Origin of the sequence: Virgibacillus sp. Bac332, assembly GCF_003667785.1 — a bacterium.
Classification (GTDB): domain Bacteria; phylum Bacillota; class Bacilli; order Bacillales; family Amphibacillaceae; genus Virgibacillus; species Virgibacillus salarius.
This window is the reverse complement of sequence record NZ_CP033046.1, coordinates 4,396,876-4,414,851: the sequence shown is the minus strand read 5'-3', so window position 1 is coordinate 4,414,851 and position 17,976 is coordinate 4,396,876. Positions and strand designations below refer to the sequence as shown.

At 37.7% G+C, this 17,976-nt stretch carries 16 protein-coding genes and 1 pseudogene; 16 read left to right on the top strand and 1 reads right to left on the bottom strand.

Going from position 1 to position 17,976, the window contains the following annotated elements:
* The first annotated feature begins 281 nt into the window (after positions 1 to 281).
* The 15 genes and pseudogenes from D9782_RS21620 (at position 282) to D9782_RS21550 (ending at position 15,280) form a co-directional block, all read left to right on the top strand.
* Entirely contained in the window at positions 282 to 2,309 is a 2,028-nt protein-coding gene (locus D9782_RS21620; protein WP_240455771.1) for a glycoside hydrolase family 3 protein, read from the top strand.
* Between the two features lie 28 nt (positions 2,310 to 2,337).
* The gene (locus tag D9782_RS21615) at positions 2,338 to 2,850 is read left to right on the top strand and encodes a SipW-dependent-type signal peptide-containing protein (protein WP_026680683.1); all 513 of its coding nucleotides are present in this window, start codon (positions 2,338 to 2,340) and stop codon (positions 2,848 to 2,850) included.
* The gene (gene sipW, locus D9782_RS21610; protein WP_121605702.1) at positions 2,816 to 3,421 is read left to right on the top strand and encodes a signal peptidase I SipW; all 606 of its coding nucleotides are present in this window, start codon (positions 2,816 to 2,818) and stop codon (positions 3,419 to 3,421) included. The genes D9782_RS21615 and sipW overlap by 35 nt, the downstream gene beginning before the upstream one ends.
* Positions 3,418 to 4,005, top strand: coding sequence for a CalY family protein (locus D9782_RS21605; RefSeq protein WP_026680682.1), 588 nt, complete (start codon positions 3,418 to 3,420; stop codon positions 4,003 to 4,005). The genes sipW and D9782_RS21605 overlap by 4 nt, the downstream gene beginning before the upstream one ends.
* A gap of 183 nt (positions 4,006 to 4,188) precedes the next feature.
* Positions 4,189 to 5,682, top strand: coding sequence for a serine hydrolase domain-containing protein (locus tag D9782_RS21600; protein WP_121605701.1), 1,494 nt, complete (start codon positions 4,189 to 4,191; stop codon positions 5,680 to 5,682).
* A gap of 140 nt (positions 5,683 to 5,822) precedes the next feature.
* Positions 5,823 to 7,079 (top strand): annotated as a pseudogene (locus D9782_RS21595) (exo-beta-N-acetylmuramidase NamZ domain-containing protein); the annotation flags it as partial.
* Between the two features lie 18 nt (positions 7,080 to 7,097).
* Entirely contained in the window at positions 7,098 to 7,343 is a 246-nt protein-coding gene (locus D9782_RS24010) for an FIMAH domain-containing protein (RefSeq protein WP_371414018.1), read from the top strand.
* A gap of 361 nt (positions 7,344 to 7,704) precedes the next feature.
* Entirely contained in the window at positions 7,705 to 8,835 is a 1,131-nt protein-coding gene (locus D9782_RS21585) for an endonuclease/exonuclease/phosphatase family protein (protein WP_240455770.1), read from the top strand.
* Between the two features lie 323 nt (positions 8,836 to 9,158).
* Positions 9,159 to 9,374 carry a hypothetical protein gene (locus D9782_RS21580; protein WP_121605700.1) on the top strand — a complete coding sequence of 72 codons (216 nt, stop codon included), beginning with the start codon at positions 9,159 to 9,161 and terminating at the stop codon, positions 9,372 to 9,374.
* A gap of 290 nt (positions 9,375 to 9,664) precedes the next feature.
* On the top strand, positions 9,665 to 11,164 hold the full coding sequence (gene putP / locus D9782_RS21575; RefSeq protein ID WP_026679680.1) for a sodium/proline symporter PutP: 1,500 nt from the start codon (positions 9,665 to 9,667) through the stop codon (positions 11,162 to 11,164).
* 19 nt (positions 11,165 to 11,183) lie between these two features.
* The gene (locus tag D9782_RS21570) at positions 11,184 to 12,137 is read left to right on the top strand and encodes an agmatinase family protein (RefSeq protein ID WP_026679679.1); all 954 of its coding nucleotides are present in this window, start codon (positions 11,184 to 11,186) and stop codon (positions 12,135 to 12,137) included.
* Between the two features lie 380 nt (positions 12,138 to 12,517).
* Positions 12,518 to 12,772, top strand: coding sequence for a hypothetical protein (locus D9782_RS21565; protein WP_121605699.1), 255 nt, complete (start codon positions 12,518 to 12,520; stop codon positions 12,770 to 12,772).
* Between the two features lie 311 nt (positions 12,773 to 13,083).
* Positions 13,084 to 13,365 (top strand): hypothetical protein, encoded by a 282-nt coding sequence (locus D9782_RS21560; protein WP_121605698.1) that lies wholly within the window; start codon positions 13,084 to 13,086, stop codon positions 13,363 to 13,365.
* A 74-nt stretch (positions 13,366 to 13,439) separates the two neighbouring features.
* The gene (locus D9782_RS21555) at positions 13,440 to 14,360 is read left to right on the top strand and encodes a DMT family transporter (protein ID WP_051388223.1); all 921 of its coding nucleotides are present in this window, start codon (positions 13,440 to 13,442) and stop codon (positions 14,358 to 14,360) included.
* The gene (locus D9782_RS21550) at positions 14,360 to 15,280 is read left to right on the top strand and encodes an alpha/beta fold hydrolase (protein WP_240455769.1); all 921 of its coding nucleotides are present in this window, start codon (positions 14,360 to 14,362) and stop codon (positions 15,278 to 15,280) included. Before D9782_RS21555 ends, D9782_RS21550 begins: the two co-directional genes overlap by 1 nt.
* Positions 15,281 to 15,411: 131 nt before the next feature.
* Here the strand turns inward: D9782_RS21550 and D9782_RS21545 are convergent, their stop codons facing one another.
* The gene (locus tag D9782_RS21545) at positions 15,412 to 16,740 is read right to left on the bottom strand and encodes a short-chain fatty acid transporter (RefSeq protein ID WP_121605696.1); all 1,329 of its coding nucleotides are present in this window, start codon (positions 16,738 to 16,740) and stop codon (positions 15,412 to 15,414) included.
* Positions 16,741 to 17,053: 313 nt separating this feature from the next.
* Here D9782_RS21545 and hag point away from each other — a divergent pair, with 313 nt between their 5' ends.
* On the top strand, positions 17,054 to 17,917 hold the full coding sequence (gene hag / locus D9782_RS21540; protein WP_026679676.1) for a flagellin Hag: 864 nt from the start codon (positions 17,054 to 17,056) through the stop codon (positions 17,915 to 17,917).
* The last annotated feature ends 59 nt before the right edge of the window (positions 17,918 to 17,976 follow it).

Here is a 17,976-nt window from a genome sequence, read left to right as displayed (position 1 = left end):
GGTAGTTCATTCTAATCATTTTTTGAAAAGTTAGATTTATTTGATAAATAGTAGTAGATATTTCCATATTTCTTTGCTATTGTCAAAATAACTACATACATACGAAGGATTAACATCTATGACCTGAATATCTTGAGGGAAGGTAGGTGTTATTTTTTTAGTAGATTTGAGTGTGAGATTCATGTTGGCAAGTTGATTCAATTCGACATTAATCCTCTTTGAATTTGCACAAGAATGTTGGGTTCCCACGTAAGCTAATTTTCTAAAGGGAGGAAATATCATTGAAACATTACCGATTGATATCCATCATCTCGGTAGTCCTGTTCTTCATTATGTTTCCGTTATCTAGCTTTGCAAACCAAGAAAATAAAAAAGATGCAAGCAATGATGAAATTAGAGAAATCATCGAGGGGATGACACTTGAGGAGAAAATAGGTCAGCTCTTTGTTGTGCATGTTTATGGACAAACTCCTACTGATCCAGATTATGAAGACATTAATTTGCGTAATCATCGTGGCGGAAAAAACTTTCAGGAAGTTATTGAAAATTACCATGTCGGTGGAATCATCTATTTCAACTGGACAGGAAATATTGGCATGCCGCTTGATGCTGCACAAGTAAATGGATTATCAAACGGATTACAGGAAATTGCGATGGATCAAGATTCTTCCATCCCATTATTTATTTCCACAGATCAAGAGGGGGGAATTGTCCAAAGAGTAACAAGTCCGGGTACTATATTTCCAGGGAATATGGCGCTTGGAGCTACAAGGTCGGAGGATTATGGCACGCGTAGTGGCAGTATTATCGGAGAAGAACTGAACAGCCTTGGAATTAACATGAATTTTGCACCAACGGTAGATGTTAATATGAATCCAGAAAATCCAGTTATCGGTATTCGCTCATTCGGGGAGGATCCAAACCTTGTATCTAACCTTGGTGTAGCTCAAGTAAAAGCTTATAAAAAGGAAAATGTAATATCTACAGCCAAGCACTTTCCTGGTCATGGTGATACAGCAGTAGACTCTCATTATGGATTGCCAATTATCGATCACGATCTGGAAACACTGCATGAAGTAGATTTAAAGCCATTTAAAGAAGCCATTGATGCCGGAATTGAATCGATTATGACTGGGCATATCGTAGTACCGGCCCTTGATGATTCGGGATTACCAGCTACATTATCGGAACCAATTTTAACCGATTTACTTCGAGAAGAAATGAGGTTTGACGGATTAATTATTACGGATAGTCTAGGAATGTCGGGAGCAAACGTCGTACCACCTGAACGAGTACCGGTGGAGGCCTTTAAGGCAGGAGCTGATATTTTATTAAATCCGCCAAATGTTGAGCTTGCATTTAATAGTATGCTTGAAGCTGTTCAATCTGGAGAGGTTAGTGAAGAAAGACTGGAAGCGTCTTTATATCGTATTCTACATGCAAAAATGGACAATGGCTTGTTTGAAGATCCGTATACAGACTCAGAGGCTATTCAAAATATTGGAGTAGCTGAGCATTTACAAACAGCACAGGAAATTGCTGATAGAAGTGTAACGCTTGTTAAAAATGATAATAACGTGCTACCGCTTGAAGAAACGGAAAAAGTGCTAGTGACAGGTCCATCAGTAGCGAAGCCTGTTATGATATCAAATCTTTTACAGGAAAAAGGGATCAATACGAGTAGTTATCCTACAAGCACATCTCCTACAGACCAACAAATAGAAGAGGCAGTTGCACATGCTAATACTGTAGATAAGGTAATAGTAACTTCTTATACAGCTAATACGAATGAAAGTCAGCAAGAATTGGTTTCAGCATTACAGGCATCAGGCAAGCAAATCATTGTATCTGCCCATCGAAATCCTTATGATATCATGGTTTTTCCTGAGGTGGATGGGTATTTAAGTACCTATAGTTATTTAGAGGTTTCCATGAATGCAGTAGCAGATGTTTTAACTGGTAAACAAAATCCATTCGGTAGATTACCAGTTACCATTCCAGAGCTGTACGATATTGGTCATAGCCTAGATTATATTGAAACAGAGCTTAGTGCAGATGGAATGAAGGAGCTTGTTGCTGAATTAGTTAATCAAGGTGAAATAATAAACGGTGAACGAAAACTAACGATGCATTTAACGGCAGTTAGTCGATATGAGCAAACTGGATTATCAGATAAAGTAATTAAGCATATGGATAGTTTCCAAAGATTATTAGAGCATCAGCTTGAAAATGATGCTATATCAGAAAAAGCATTTAGTTATCTGGATACGCAGGCAATTCTTTTAATAGAGCATTGGCAATCACAATAATAATTGCAATTATCGGGGGTATTGTACGTTGTTATGGACAAAACAGAAAAGAAATCATAAACGATGGGTACAACATGTTCTTGTGCGTACTTTAGCGAGTATGTACATTCTCTTTATGATTATATGCCAGATTTCTTCACCTACTACTGCTTCATTTTCAGATTCATCCAAGGTTAGCGGTACAATTGTAGCCTATAAGGAAGATAAGAAGCCTAAATCAAATGAAGATGATCCTGTGAATACTGATCAGACACAGAAAGAATCTGTAAAAAATCAGCCTAATAAGGAAGAAGATAAATTAGATAACAAGGAAGCTTCGGAGCAGGGATCAGCAGAAGCTGATGTAGAAGAAGCTACAGAAAGAGAAACTGAAAAGAAACAGCCTAGTGATGAAGATAATGCTGTTAATAAAGAGGAATCCTCTAGTAAACCAGAACAAGAAAAACAGAGAAATAAAGCAGAAAAAGAGGTTAACGGAGAAGTGTCTGAACGGAGTGATTCTGCCAATGAAGAACAAAGCGCTACTAAAGAAAATCAGTAGTGGGTTAACGAGCTTACTATTCATATTTCTACTATGTATGCTATTTCTTGTGTTCATTTCTAAGGTGACAGGAAATGAAGGAAATCTATTTGGATATCAACTGAAAACAGTTTTATCTGGATCAATGGAACCTAAAATCGATACAGGCTCAATAATCTCCATTAAAACTGGCGGGGATATGACAAGGTTCCATAGAGATGATGTTATCACATTTAATACGAAAGATGACATGATTGTCACGCACCGAATTACCGAAGTATTAAATGATGGAGAACAATATATTACAAAAGGTGATGCGAATGACGGACACGATCTAAGTCCAGTACTTTCAGAGAATATCATTGGATATTATACAGGATTCACTATTCCGTATGTAGGGTACGTGATAAATTTTGCTAGTTCTCGTGAAGGAGCAGCCTTGCTCCTTATTTTGCCAGGATTTTTACTCCTAACTTACTCCTATATTATTATTCGTCGTACGCTCAGACAGGTGAAAGAAGTAATGGATGAAAAAGATATGAAGACTGGGAAAAAGACCCATTTTAATAAAAAAGGGGAGGATTTTCAATGAATATCAAAAAGCAATTAGGTATGGGAATGGTTTCAGCTGCATTAGGAATATCATTAATAAGTGGTGGTACATTTGCTTATTTCAGTGATAGCGAAACAACGAACAATACATTTGCTGCTGGTACGTTAGATTTAGCTGCCGAACCTACAGAAATTATTCAAGTAGAGAATATTAAACCTGGAGATTCGATGGTACGAGATTTTGAACTACAAAATAATGGAACACTCGATATTGATAAAGTATTACTTGATACAGATTATACCGTAGGAGATGCTAATGGTGATAATACCGCCGACTTTGGGGAGCATATTGAGGTTGAATTCCTCTATAACGCAGATAAATTAGATGAAGTAATCTACCAAACTACGTTAGCTGAATTACGACAGATGACCCCCGAGGCAGTGAATGAACATGTGTTTGATCCATTACTTGGAGAGCAAGGATTGCCAGTTGATTCCATTGATGATTTAGTAGTGAAGTTTAATTTCGTAGATAATGGTGAGGATCAGAATCAATTTCAGGGTGATTCTCTTCATTTAGAATGGACATTTACAGCAACCCAAGAAACAGGTGAAGAAAAATAACTGTTTATCCCGCATGTAGAGTGCCGTAGGACTCCCACTTTAAGTGCCAGAGTTAGTGAAAAATAGTCAAAGTGGGTGAAAAGGTACTTAGATGCCCGATTCGTTTAACTAATCTTCAGTAGGAGATGGAAGAAAACTCCTATTGAATGAAGTTTCACTTTATTTGAGGGGGGGATGACCGGTATGAGAAGACAAGGTAAATCATTCTTGCTTATTTTAATATTTGCCATATCTATCATATTCACTAACCTTGAGGTTGGACAAGCCTCTGATCAGGAATTAGTACCTGGCGAACCGGCCAGTGTCGATATGCTTGATAACCCATTACAAGATATCGATTATGCTATTGATCAAGCTATCGCTGAACAGGTAATGCCTGGAGCAGTTGTATTTGTTGCTAGAAAAGGGAAAATTGTAAAACACGAAGCGTACGGATATGCAGCACGATATACAGATGCAGATTTTACAGAGATGGAGCAGCCTATTGAAATGCAAAAAGATACGATAGTTGATATGGCTTCCATTTCAAAATTATTCACTGCAACAGCAGTCATGCAATTATGGGATCAAGGTATGTTTGAATTGGATGATCCTGTAGCTGATTATATACCTGAGTTTGCTGTAAATGGAAAAGAATCGGTTACTATTCGTCAGTTGCTCACACATACTTCAGGGTTTGCGCCGAGTCCTTCAAGTTCTCTTTATTTAATAGAAGGGGGGAGGGATGACCGGTTAGACTTCGTTTTGAATGAATCATTGCAGAATCCTCCAAATACAGAATATGTATATAGTGATGTTAATTACCTTACATTAGGTATATTGATCGAACGGTTAAGTGGAACGAGACAAGATCATTTTGTAGCTGATCACATCACAGACCCCTTAGGAATGGAAGACACCATGTATAACCCATCGTCTACACTACGAGAGCGTATTGCTGCTACTGAATATCAGCCGTGGACAAATCGAGGATTGGTATGGGGAAGTGTTCATGATGAGAATGCTTGGTCACTTGATGGTGTAGCTGGACAAGCTGGTATCTTTAGCACAGCAGCTGATCTAGCGACATTTGCACAAATGATGTTGAACAAGGGAGTATATAGTGGAGAAAGAGTACTGTCAGAACAAGCTGTAGAATTAATGAATACGAATTGGAATGACGCATTTCCAGGGCAAGATCAAGGATTAGGTTGGGAATTGAATCAGAGCTGGTATATGGATAACTTAGCAGAAGAAAATACGATGGGGCATACAGGTTATACGGGGACTTCGATTGTAGCAAGCCCAAATCAAGAAACAATCGCTATACTATTAACCAATCGGGTACATCCAACTCGTGAAACCGTATCTACAAATCCGATTCGCCGCAAGGTTTCTGAGCTTACTGCCGCAGCGATACATGCTTGGAGTGCAGAAAGTATGAAAGCGCAAGTAGAGATATTAGTAAGAAAAGGCGCCTTTACTAGTGAGCGAGCTGCCTATATGGTTAAACTTCACCTAACTGCGATTAGTAGATATGAAGAAATAAAAGATACTGAAAAAGTAATGAAGCATCTACAAGGATTTCAAGATCTATTAGACTACCAAAAGCAAAATCAATTGATTTCTGAGGATGCTTACACTACTTTGATAAATGATTCTGCATATTTGGTTAATAAGTGGAGATTGAAAGAGTAGTGAAAAGTAAGTTCCTAAGAGAATCATTTTCTATATGTGAAGTGAAAGACAGCTATGACTCACAAGTAATAAGGTGGGATTAGCTGTCTTTTTTGCTTCATATCCATATTGAAGTTGGAGAATTCCAGGAGGGGTGAATGATGAAAAAGGTAGTTGTAATAGTTTTAAGTCTAGCATTTATATGTTATACACTATCCATGGTTTTGGCAGATAGTACGAATGGAAGACTTGAAAATACGCAAGATGAATTAAAACTGGGTGTCGAAGTTTTATTAGATGAACAAAAAGAATTAATAGAGGGGAAGCGTGTTGGTTTAATTACCAATCCTACGGGAGTGGATCAAGCGTTAAATAGTATTGTTGATCGGTTACACAATGATCCTGCTGTAAATCTAACAGCACTTTATGGCCCAGAGCACGGCGTTCGTGGCGATGCACAAGCAGGAGAATATGTAGAGTATTATATTGACGAACAAACGGGCTTGCCAGTTTATAGCTTATATGGAGAGACAAGAAAGCCAACTCCAGAAATGCTAGAAAATGTGGATGTCCTGCTATTTGATATTCAAGATGTAGGAGCGCGTTTCTACACGTATATTTATACTATGGCTTATGCGATGGAAGCAGCGCAAGAGAATGGAAAAAAATTTATTGTTTTGGATCGCCCTAATCCATTGGGAGGGTATGACGTAGGAGGGCCCGTTCTTGATCCGGACTATGCTTCATTTGTAGGAAACTATCCAATTCCATTACGTCATGGATTAACTGTAGGAGAGTTGGCAAATTTATTTAATGAGGAATTTGCTATTGGTGCCGATCTAAAGGTTGTGGAAATGAATGGCTGGGAGCGCGGTATGTATTATAATGATACAAATTTAGAGTTTGTGATGCCGTCACCTAATATGCCGACGCTTGATACTGCTCTTGTATATCCGGGAGCAGCTTTAATTGAAGGAACTAATGTGTCAGAAGGACGTGGTACGACAAAGCCATTCGAATTAATAGGAGCGCCTTTTATAAACAGTACTGAATTTGCACAGGCTTTGAATGAATTGGAAGTACCAGGTGTGTTATTCCGAGCAGCTTCGTTTACCCCGATGTTTTCAAAGCATAGCGGAACACTTACTCACGGTGTTCAAATTCATGTTATCGATAAAGAAGCATATCAGCCAGTAATTACTGGGCTGCATATTGTAAAAGCAATTCATGACATGTATCCGGATGAATTTGCATTTCGGGCCGAAAATAGCTCCGGTATATCTTTCTTTGATAACCTAATTGGTAATGGGTGGGTCCGTGAAGCAATTGAAAATGGTGACGCAGTTGAAGAAATGGTGATAACTTGGAATCAGGAGTTAGAGAGATTTAAGCAAACGCGAAGAAATTATTTACTTTACAAAATACTTGTAGATAATATGCAAGCAGCTGTGGATAGGTTCACAGAAAGTGGTGCCATTGAAGAAGCTGCAAAGCGGAAATTAACAATGCATTTAACAGCAGTAGCTCAATATGAAAAGAAAGGACAAGCTGATAAAGTAAGAAAACATATGAAAGGCTTTAAGCTCTTATTAGATCAGCAGAAAGATAGTCAACGAATTGTAGAGGAGGCTTATAGCTATTTAATGAAGCAAGCCAACGATATGATTAAACAATGGCAATAAAGAACGAGGCTGAGACAAAAAGAATGAAGAAACGGTTAAAAACGAACGATAATTAGTTGAAATTAATCATCGTTCGTTTTTTGATCAGAATCATTCATTTAGCACCTGAAATAAGCGAGACTCCGGCGGTAACAGCACGAGTTCGAAGATCCACGTATTAACGTGTTTTTCTTTACCAAAGTTAGCTGAGGCCGTGCCACGAGTATAGTTTAACGGTGCGGCGATGATACTCCTATTGATAACATGATTATTCGTATTTTGAGTGAAGAAGTTGTGTTTGTCCCAGTCTCGTTTTTGAAGCAATATTTTAAACGCTATCCGAAGTAACTTTAAGCATTTATTCAAAGGAGATGTGTACAAATTGAAGAAAATTGCTATAGTTTTATTTTCATGCATCGTTTGTTTTCCCACTTTATCCATCTTTAGTGCTGCTGAATTTAATGACTATGTAAATGAAGAGGAAATACCTATTAAAGTGGCTACCTATAATATGGCTGCTGGAAGGGGAACGGATGGAAACTATCAGTTGGAGCGAATAGCTGAAACCATCCAAGAAACTGGAGCAGATATCATAGGTCTTCAGGAAGTTGATGTTCATTGGGGGGCTAGGAGTAACTACGACAATACCATTCAATTACTTGCGGAAGAACTGGATATGTATTACTATTTTGCTCCAATTTATGATATGGAACCAGCCCAAGGTAGTGACCATCGTAGACAATTTGGGGTAGCTATGTTAAGTAAATATCCCATTACAAATGCAGCTAATAGGCAAATCACCAGACTTTCTACTCAAGATCCTAATCCTGAGCCGAGACTGGCACCAGGATTTTTAGAAGCAGAAATCACAATTGAAGGAGCGGTGGTTCACTTTTATGTTACTCACTTAGACTATCGTTCTAATCCAGCAATTAGGGAAATGCAAGTTAGTGATATGAGTGCAATTATGTTAGAAAATAATTACAATATTTTAGTTGGAGATATGAATGCTAGACCGAATGCAGAAGAATTGCATCCGTTATTTCAATGGTATGATGATGCATGGCATATCAATGATGTGCAAGGATATACGTATCCATCGACAGCTCCTAACCGGAGAATCGATTATATTTTTACGTCACCTCGTATGAAGATAGACGCTGCTCAAGTAAACATGTCCAATGCATCTGACCATCTTCCAGTCACAGCAGATGTAACAATCCTTCGTGAAAATCACTCCTATTCGATAAGAGGAATGAAATCGCTTATAGACTATTATGAACAACGAGGGGAGTTAACAAATCAGCAGCTGATCAATCGAACTCGATTACACTTAGATATACTTCATTATTATGAGGAAAAAAATCGAAAAGATAAAATGATAAAACACTTGGACAGTTTTGTAGACTTGCTTACCTATCAAAAAAATCATCAAATGATCTCAGATGAAGCGTACGATGTACTTGTATCAGATACAGAATTTTTAAGAGCGTGCTGGAGTTCTGAAAAATAACAAACGTGTAGGCGATGTATACGTACATCGTCTTTTTGATAAGTTAAGAAAGTATAAAATCAGTGCAATGACTGCGTTAAGCCAAGTAGTTATTTTGAAATGTTTGATGTATATTGGCAATGCTCCGACTAATTACTTCGCTTTCGGCGGGCACGGCCTCAACTAACTTTGCAAAGAAGAACACGTTGCAAAGTGGATTTTCGGCTCGCGCTAATCCCGCAGGAGTCTACGTAATTAGTCTTCGCTATGAGAAGGTGCAACAATTCTTGTCATAAGTAATAGGTTGACTTTTTTTACAATGGGTAAAGTGAAAATCGCTATCCGTGAGTATAAAAGCAGTTGTGTTACTTCATGCTAGCGTTGTAGAGCCTGATGATAGCGAAGGGCGGCCACTTCAACTCCTGTGGGAAATGTTTGACCTGAAGATCCACTTTTTTGAGCGGGTTTTGCTAAAAAAGTTAGCTGAAGGACAAACCCCACGGAAAGGGAAGTGGGCAGCCGGAGTGTTGGTCAAGCAAGCAGTAGCTATTATTCCATAATAGCTACTAGAGGAAGCGTGAATCTGAGCATTTAGTGATAAGGACTGAGCGAATTTTGCTCAGTTTTTCTTATCGTTGAGAAGCTAAACCTCATCATTTTTAGATTAGATGAAATTTTCAGTTATTTATGTTAAGATGAAATCGTAATTATATCCAAACGCCAAGAAAAGGAGGAGAAACATGGAGTATGCGATTAGTGGATGGACTTTCTTTTGGTTTGCTGTTCCAATGCCATTGTTGGTAGTTTGGGCTGTCGTCACTTTTTTTACAGAAAGGGGGGATGAAGACTAATGAATCCCACAATCTTAACATTTATTGTTTATTTGATAGTGATGATCCTTATCGGAATTGTAACCTATCGTATGACAAATACATTATCTGATTATGTACTTGGTGGAAGAAAATTAAATAGCTGGGTTACAGCCTTCTCGGCTTCCGCTAGTGATTTTAGTGGATGGTTGTTAATTGGATTACCTGGTGCTGCATATGCTGCTGGACTTGGCACTTGGAGTTTATGGATTGCTGTTGGTTTAGCAATTGGTGCAATGATAAATTGGCAGTATGTTGCAAAACGACTTCGCATTTATACCGAATATACAAATGACTCCATTACATTACCCCAGTATTTTGAAAATCGTTTCCGTGATAACTCCCATTTGTTACGTGTTATTTCCGCTGTCTTTATTCTAGCTTTTTTTCTATTTTATACAGCCTCAGGCTTAGTTGCAGGTGCAAAACTATTCCAAGGAACCTTTGAAATGGATTATCACCTAGCATTAACTGTAGGTGCCATTATTATTGTTGCATATACGTTTCTGGGAGGTTTTTTGGCAGTAAGCTATACCGATTTTATTCAAGGTGCTCTAATGTCAGCTGCACTACTATTTACATCAATATATGGTTTGATTAAGATAGGTGGATTTGGGGAACTGTTTAATCAGCTTGGTCATATAACTCCAAGTTTAATCGATGCTTTTGCCGCTACAGATTATAGTCAAGCGGAAGGCATTCTTTGGGAATCTGCAGGTGCAATTGGGGCTGTTGGAATTATCTCAGCACTTGCGTGGGGGCTTGGTTACTTTGGTCAGCCACATATACTTGCTCGTTTTATGGCTATTCGTTCCCACAAAGAAGTGAGAAAAGCCAGGTTAATTAGTGTAACCATGGGTCTGGTCATTCCACTATATGGAGCACTCATTGTTGGAATGTTAGGGATCATTACATTTGACCAGCCACTTGCTGATTCGGAGCAAGTCTTTATTCAGCTTGTTCAAGTTGTTTATAATCCATGGGTAGCTGGGATCCTACTGGCAGCGGTTTTGGCCGCTATTATGAGTACAGTTGACTCACAACTATTGGTTTCTTCTAGTGCATTATCAGAGGATTTTTACAGAAGGTACCTCCGTAAAAATGCTAGTGAGAATGAGCTCGTCTGGGTTGGTCGTATTTCCGTATTAGTTATTGCATTGATTGCGGTACTAATCGCGTGGAATGAAACTAGTTCTGTACTTAATTTAGTTGGGTATGCATGGGCAGGTTTTGGTGCCACATTTGGCCCAGCAATATTGTTTTCTTTATTTTGGAGAAAAACTTCCCGAAATGGTGCAATAGCTGGCATTCTAGTTGGCGGGATAACAGTTTTTCTTTGGCCGTTAACTGGATCTGAACTGTACGAAATGGTACCCGGCTTTATTTTGTCTAGTATTGCCATTATCGGATGTAGCTTAGTTGGTAAGGGACCTTCCAATGAAATGCTCAAGGAATACGATAAAGTAACTGGCGTTAAATAAACTCTAGGAGTGGTACAACATGGTGCATGAAAAAATATATGGTAATACCCCTTGCTTTTTAGGTGGTTCAAAGGCAGATTTACATGACGAAAAAGTAAAAGAGAATGATGTTCTTATTTACGGAGTACCTTGGGAAGGTGCAGTTACATGGGGAGATTATACAGGTTGTGAATTAGGCCCAAAAGTCATTCGTTTAAACTCAGCTCGTTATTCTGGTTATCTACCTGAACTCGATAATGTAGATGTTTTAGAGCATTACAGGGTAGGTGATTTAGGAGATGTTGATGTTGTGCCAGCAGATACGGTAGAAACAATGAAACGAATTGAAAAATTCGCCATTAAAGTTTGGAATACAGGTAAATTTCCGATAGCTTTTGGTGGGGATCATGGGATAACCTACCCTATTGTTAAGGCATTAAGTGAAGATATTAATGGCAAAGTAGGAATAATCCACCTTGATGCCCATTACGATAATTATAAGGATTATGAAGGTGACCTTTATGCAAGAAGTACACCCTTCCATCGTATATATGAAAGTGAAAGTGTACGAAATGAAAGCATCGTGCATATGGGGATACATGGCCCACGAAACGCACCAGAGACTGGAAAGTATGCAGCAGAAGTAGGTGCGTCCACAATTACTATCCGAGATATTCGCAAATCAACAGATATAGCAGCACTTGCTAAGCATGCCTATTCCATTGCAAGTAAAGGAACAGAAGCTGTTTACTTAAGCATTTGCAGCGATGTACTTGATTTTGCTTATAATCCTGGTGGTCCTGTTGATGGGAATGGGCTTACTTCCTTTGAGCTATTGGAGCTTATTTATGCTTTTGCCAAACAGGGTGTTAGAGGAATGGATTATGTTGAAGTTTACCCACAGCAAGATACAAATGATAATTCTTCTCACTTTGTAACCTATGCAGTTCTTTATGCACTTGCCGGTAATATTATTCATGAACAGAAGCAATAGTGTAATATACAAGTCAGAATTTGGACTATAAGATCATTGATCTATAGAGTGAAACTTCAATCAGTCGGAGTTTTGTTTATCCCCACTTACCCATATTGGGTTCACTTTATTACTTGAAGTGGGGGACTGCCAGTTATATGTGGGATAAAAATCATTCAATGATCAGGTTCCCAAGAGGATAAGTTTCCTTGATAAAGGAGTGAATCCCAATTAATCGATAAATAGCTAACGTTTTCGGGTCGCTCCTTAATTCAAGGTTTAAAAAACACTTTCCAGATATATATACCTATTTTGAAGATGGGAATTCCTCCTATATACACTTGTTAGTTATAAGATTGCTTGTTACGATGACAATAATGTATGACAAAGGAGGAAACAGATTGACCAAACAGATGGTGGAAGATCTGTTGCATGCTATCACTGATGTCATGGAAGAATTAGAAGATGTAAAGACAAACAGTCGTCAGATTAATCAACTCTATACCAATCTAGAGTCAAGAATAGATCATATGGGGTTGCATATTGATGGATTAGAAAAAAATATGAAACGTATAGATAGAAAGATAGCAGTAGTAACAGAAGGTAGATTGGAAAGCGGTACAAAGAAGTTAATAGCACGAAAGGTTGTTTATTAAAAAGCGTGCATAAGCAGGCTTATTTTTTTATATTATTTAAAAGTTTCAAGGAATGAATCAGTTTCTATAAATTGAATATGTATGCACGTACCTATTCGTTTTCTTTTACATAGTAGTTTGGCATTCGTAATTATTGCTACATAGAAATGCTAATTTAGTATCCTATTATTTCTGCAACATTATATTTAGTAGTAGGAAGAAATTTAAAGGATACAGGTGAGTCTTCTCGAAATTTCATATTTTGTTCGGTTGTTGAGATAAATAGATGGTGGTATGCTTAGCATAAAAATATAGTGAAAAGGGGGAGAGGCATGAGTGAAATAACTTTACAGGACGTTTTTCAAGCAGTTATGGAAGTTTCTAATAACGTTAAAGTACTCCACGGAAAAGTAGATAAGTTGGAATTTAGAGTGGGAAAGGCAGAAAGTCACTTTGCAAATATGGAAACAACTATCAGCTCTGTAAAAAAAGAATTAAAAGACTTGAAAATGGAAATCAAGTCAGATATACGTAAGGTCGATAAGAAATTCACTATCCTCTGCAGCGACATGTTGGAAACAAAAACTGATGTTGCCTTATTGTATCAAAGTTAAAGTTCTTATAGCGTGCATAAGCAGGCTTATTTTTTTACGTGTTTTTTGCTATGATATGAAAAAGGGGGAGAGAAATGGAGAAGTCTTCCAACGTTTTCATGGAGAAGTTAAAGGATAATCGAACCCTTATTGGCAGCCTTATTTTATTTATTACATTACTTTGGGGCTATGCATGGGTACTAATGAAAGAATCATTACAATACATGGGACCATTCACATTTTCCTCATTTCGCTTTGGTGTAGGTGCTATTACGTTACTGTTAGTAGCATGGATCTTGAAGCTCGGATTGCCTCCAAAAAAATATTGGAAACATATTGTTATCGTTGGCATTCTGCAAACAGCTATTGTCTTCTTACTAGTCATGTATGCTTTACGATTTGTAGACGCAGGGAAGTCCTCTGTTCTCTTATACTCCATGCCAATGTGGAGTAGTTTATTAGCAGTAAAATTCTTAAATGAAAAATTAAGCTTAGCTAAATCTATAGGGCTATTTATTGGTATGCTAGGACTTTTAACGATTTTAGGATGGGATATTTGGATTGGTCAATCGCCAGAAATGATAATAGGTGAGATTTTAATTATTCTTGCTGCCGTTTCATGGGCAGTGGCAAATACGTATTACCGATTAAAACTTGAAAACCTATCGCAAATACAGGTGTCAGCCTTTCAAATGTTCTTTGGAGCACTGGCTATTATGATGGTTACCCTTTTCATGGAGCATCATGAACCGTTATTAGTAAATAGTAAAAGTGTATACTACATATTATTTACAGGTGTATTTGCATCTGCACTATGCTTTACATTATGGTTTTTAATTCTTAGTTTAGTAGATATGGTTACGGCGACGATATCTACATTACTTGTTCCCATGTTTGGGCTGTTATTTAGTAGTTTTCTGCTTGGTGAAAAAATGACTTTTGGGATTCTAGGTGGGTCAGGGATGATAATTATTGGAATTATCATTGCGCAGAAAAAACGAGTACATGATACGTGATGATTATATCATTTTGGCAATTTGATAAGGGAGAGTATTATATGGGAATAGCTACTATTTATAAGAGTGTGGATGGGAAAAATAAGATTCAAGAAGCCTATGAAGATTATTTAGAAGCCTTTTCACTGCGTTTGGAGCGTGCGTATGTCAAAACACGCTTTGGAAATACGCATCTGCTAATAACCGGGCCGAAAAACGCAAAGCCACTCATTATTCTACAAGGCGGAAATGCAATTAATCCAATGACATTATATTGGTTTAAGGAGCTTTTTCATCATTATCGTATTTATGCGCCAGATACAATAGGCCATCCAGGTTATAGTGACGAAACACGTATTTCTGCAAAAGATCATAGTTTTGCCAACTGGATATCCGATATAATGGATTGGTTTCAATTGGAAAAGAGTGCATTCATTGGTCCATCCTATGGTGCAGGTATTATTCTTAGGTTGGCTACTTTCCAGCCAGAAAGAATAGCTTGTGCCGTTCTTATTAATCCCTCTGGTATTCAACTTGGTTCAAAAAAAGATATGCTACGCCATGTAATACTTCCTTTAGTCTCTTATCATCGTAATCGTAGTGAAGCTAGCTTAACTACAATTACAAATGCATTATCTGCTGGAGTAATGACGGATCAGGATCGCCAATTGATAGGAAATATATTTTCGCACGTAAAATTGGAAAAGAATATGCCAAAATTAACAACAAGGAAGGAGTTAAGAAACTATCACTCCCCTACAATGGTTATCACAGGAGAAAGAGATATCTTTTTTCCAAATCGACGAGTAATGAAGTATGCTCAACAGATTATTCCAAACCTTATTAGCTACCATACCTTTGATATGGGGCATTTTCCATCAACAAGTAATCTTGAACAAATACAAACAGAGATTTATACATTTTTACAAGAGCAGTATTAATGTTATCTCTAAGATTTGAACGAAATTGGTTACAGCCTCTAGTAAGTGTTTAGTTTACAGGAGGCTGAACCCTTACAAGTGGGAAAAAATAGTTTAAGAAGATACCTAACTTTTGTAATTAATTATTGCTACTAAAAGAATAATAATCCAATAGAAATAGGTATGAAACTATATAATAATAGGATGACACAAAATCCCATTATATCTTTAACTTTTAATCCAGCGATAGCTAAAAGAGGTAATGCCCAGAATGGTTGGATCATGTTCGTCCATGCATCCCCCCATGCAACAGCCATCGCTGTTTTTGCTGTATCTACACCTAAGTCCAAAGCTGCTGGAATCATAATCGGACCTTGAACGGCCCATTGCCCGCCACCAGATGGTACGAAAAAATTAATAATGCCGGCACTAAGAAATGTAAACAGTGGAAAGGTAAACGCATTGGACATCTCAACAAACCATAGAGACATTTGCTCGGATAGACCAGAAGCAACCATCATTCCCATGATCCCAGCATAAAAAGGGAATTGCACAACAATACCACCGACATTTTTAACAGCGTGTGTTGCACTATTTAAAAATCGTCTTGGGGTGCGATGTAAGATAACTCCTAAGAAAAGCATAATAAAGTTAACAATATTGATATTTAAATCGAATCCGTTATTTATAAAAAAATAAATAACATATGCTAACCCCATGATGCCAATCAGGAAAGCTATCGTTTTGCTGTTTTCTAAACGGTCGGCAGGACTTTTATCTTCAACGGAATCTTTCTCGCTATTTTCGTCTATGTTATTTGTTTGCCACTCGGTTGCGTCAGAATGAATTAGTGGATGCCGTGCTTGCATTAAAAAGCGGTTGACAAAAGGTAAGGTGAATAATAGAAAACCAGCTATAAATAAATTAAAACCACTAAATAACGTTTCTGAAACAGGTACTATACCAATCGTATCTTCTAAGAAGTGGCCTGGTGTGGCAATTAATAATGGAATAGAAGCAGATAAGCCTCCATGCCACAGAAGAAATCCACTATAGGCACTTGCCATTAATACACGATAATCAACCGTTGGTACACGTTTCGCTACATGAATGGCAAAAAGAGCTCCAACTACAAGCCCGAACCCATAATTGATTAAACATGCTAAGGAAGCGATAAATGTGACTAATAGTATGGCCTGTGAAGGCGTATTTGCTAGATTACTAATCTTTTTTAACACAACTTTGACTAGTGGTGTATTTGCTAATATGTATCCAGTTACAACAATTAAGGACATTTGCATTGCAAATGCAAGTAAATCCCAAAACCCTGTCCCCCAATAATCAATCATTTGCATTGGAGAACTGTTAGTAAAGATAATTCCTAAAAGAAATACAGTGAATGTAAGTAGGATGGCAAATAAAAACGCATCAGGTAAAAAACGTTGTACCATTCGCTCACAAAATGCAGTGAAAGCCTTCATTCCTTTTCCTCCTTAAATTTTGTGAAATACTTAGCTTTCTCTTGAAAAGAAACCATAAACTTCCGAGTCACTCTATTATAATCATATGCTTCAGCTATAAAAATAGAAAAAATAAAAAAAACGTTTAAACATTGAAAGAATATGCCGATATAAGTAATGTAATCATAGAGATTAATGGTTACAGCCTTAACGTTAAGGACGACAGCACAGTGAATCTACTAATACTTGGTAATAACTCTATATGAGTTGTTATAGATGTGAGACATAAGGATGTGGCTCGCAAAAAATATACTTACATGGAGGTAAGGAAAAAATGATTATTAATCACAACATTGCGGCGCTAAACACGCACCGCCAACTATCAGGTAACAACAACGCAGTACAAAGCTCATTGGAGAAGCTCTCTTCAGGCTTGAAAATAAACAAAGCTGGAGACGATGCTGCAGGTCTCGCAATCTCTGAAAAAATGCGTGGCCAAATTCGTGGGCTAGAAATGGCTCAAAAGAACTCACAAGATGGGATTTCTTTAATTCAAACTGCAGAAGGCGCACTAAATGAAACTCATTCCATTCTACAACGTATGCGTGAATTGACAGTGCAAGCGTCAAGTACAGGTACTCAAGAGCCAGAAGATTTACAAGCAATCCAGGATGAAATTGATTCTTTAATTCAAGAATTAGGTGGTCAGTCTGGAAGTAAAGGTATCTCTGATCGTACAGAATTTAATGGAAAAACATTGCTTGACGGTAGCCGTACAGGTAGTGGTCAGTTAACTTTCCAAATTGGTGCTAATCAAGGACAGCAATTATCTATCGAAATCGGCGATATGAGCGCTAGTGGTTTAGGTGTTGCAGATGTTTCTGTAGTAGATGGTAGTGGTAACGCTCTAACTACTTCTGGATACGATACACTACTAGACAACATAGACAAAGCTGTAAACACTGTTTCAACTCAACGTTCAGCATTAGGTGCAGTACAAAATCGTCTTGAGCATACTATTAACAATCTTGGGGCTTCTGCTGAGAACTTAACTGCAGCTGAATCACGTATTCGTGATGTTGACATGGCTAAAGAAATGATGTCATTCACTAAGAATAACATCCTTACTCAAGCTGCGCAAAGCATGCTTGCTCAAGCTAACCAACAACCACAAGGTGTGCTACAACTTCTAAGATAAGTTACATTCAATGATGAGCTGTACGTTAAACCGACTTCATGATATGAGGTCGGTTTTTA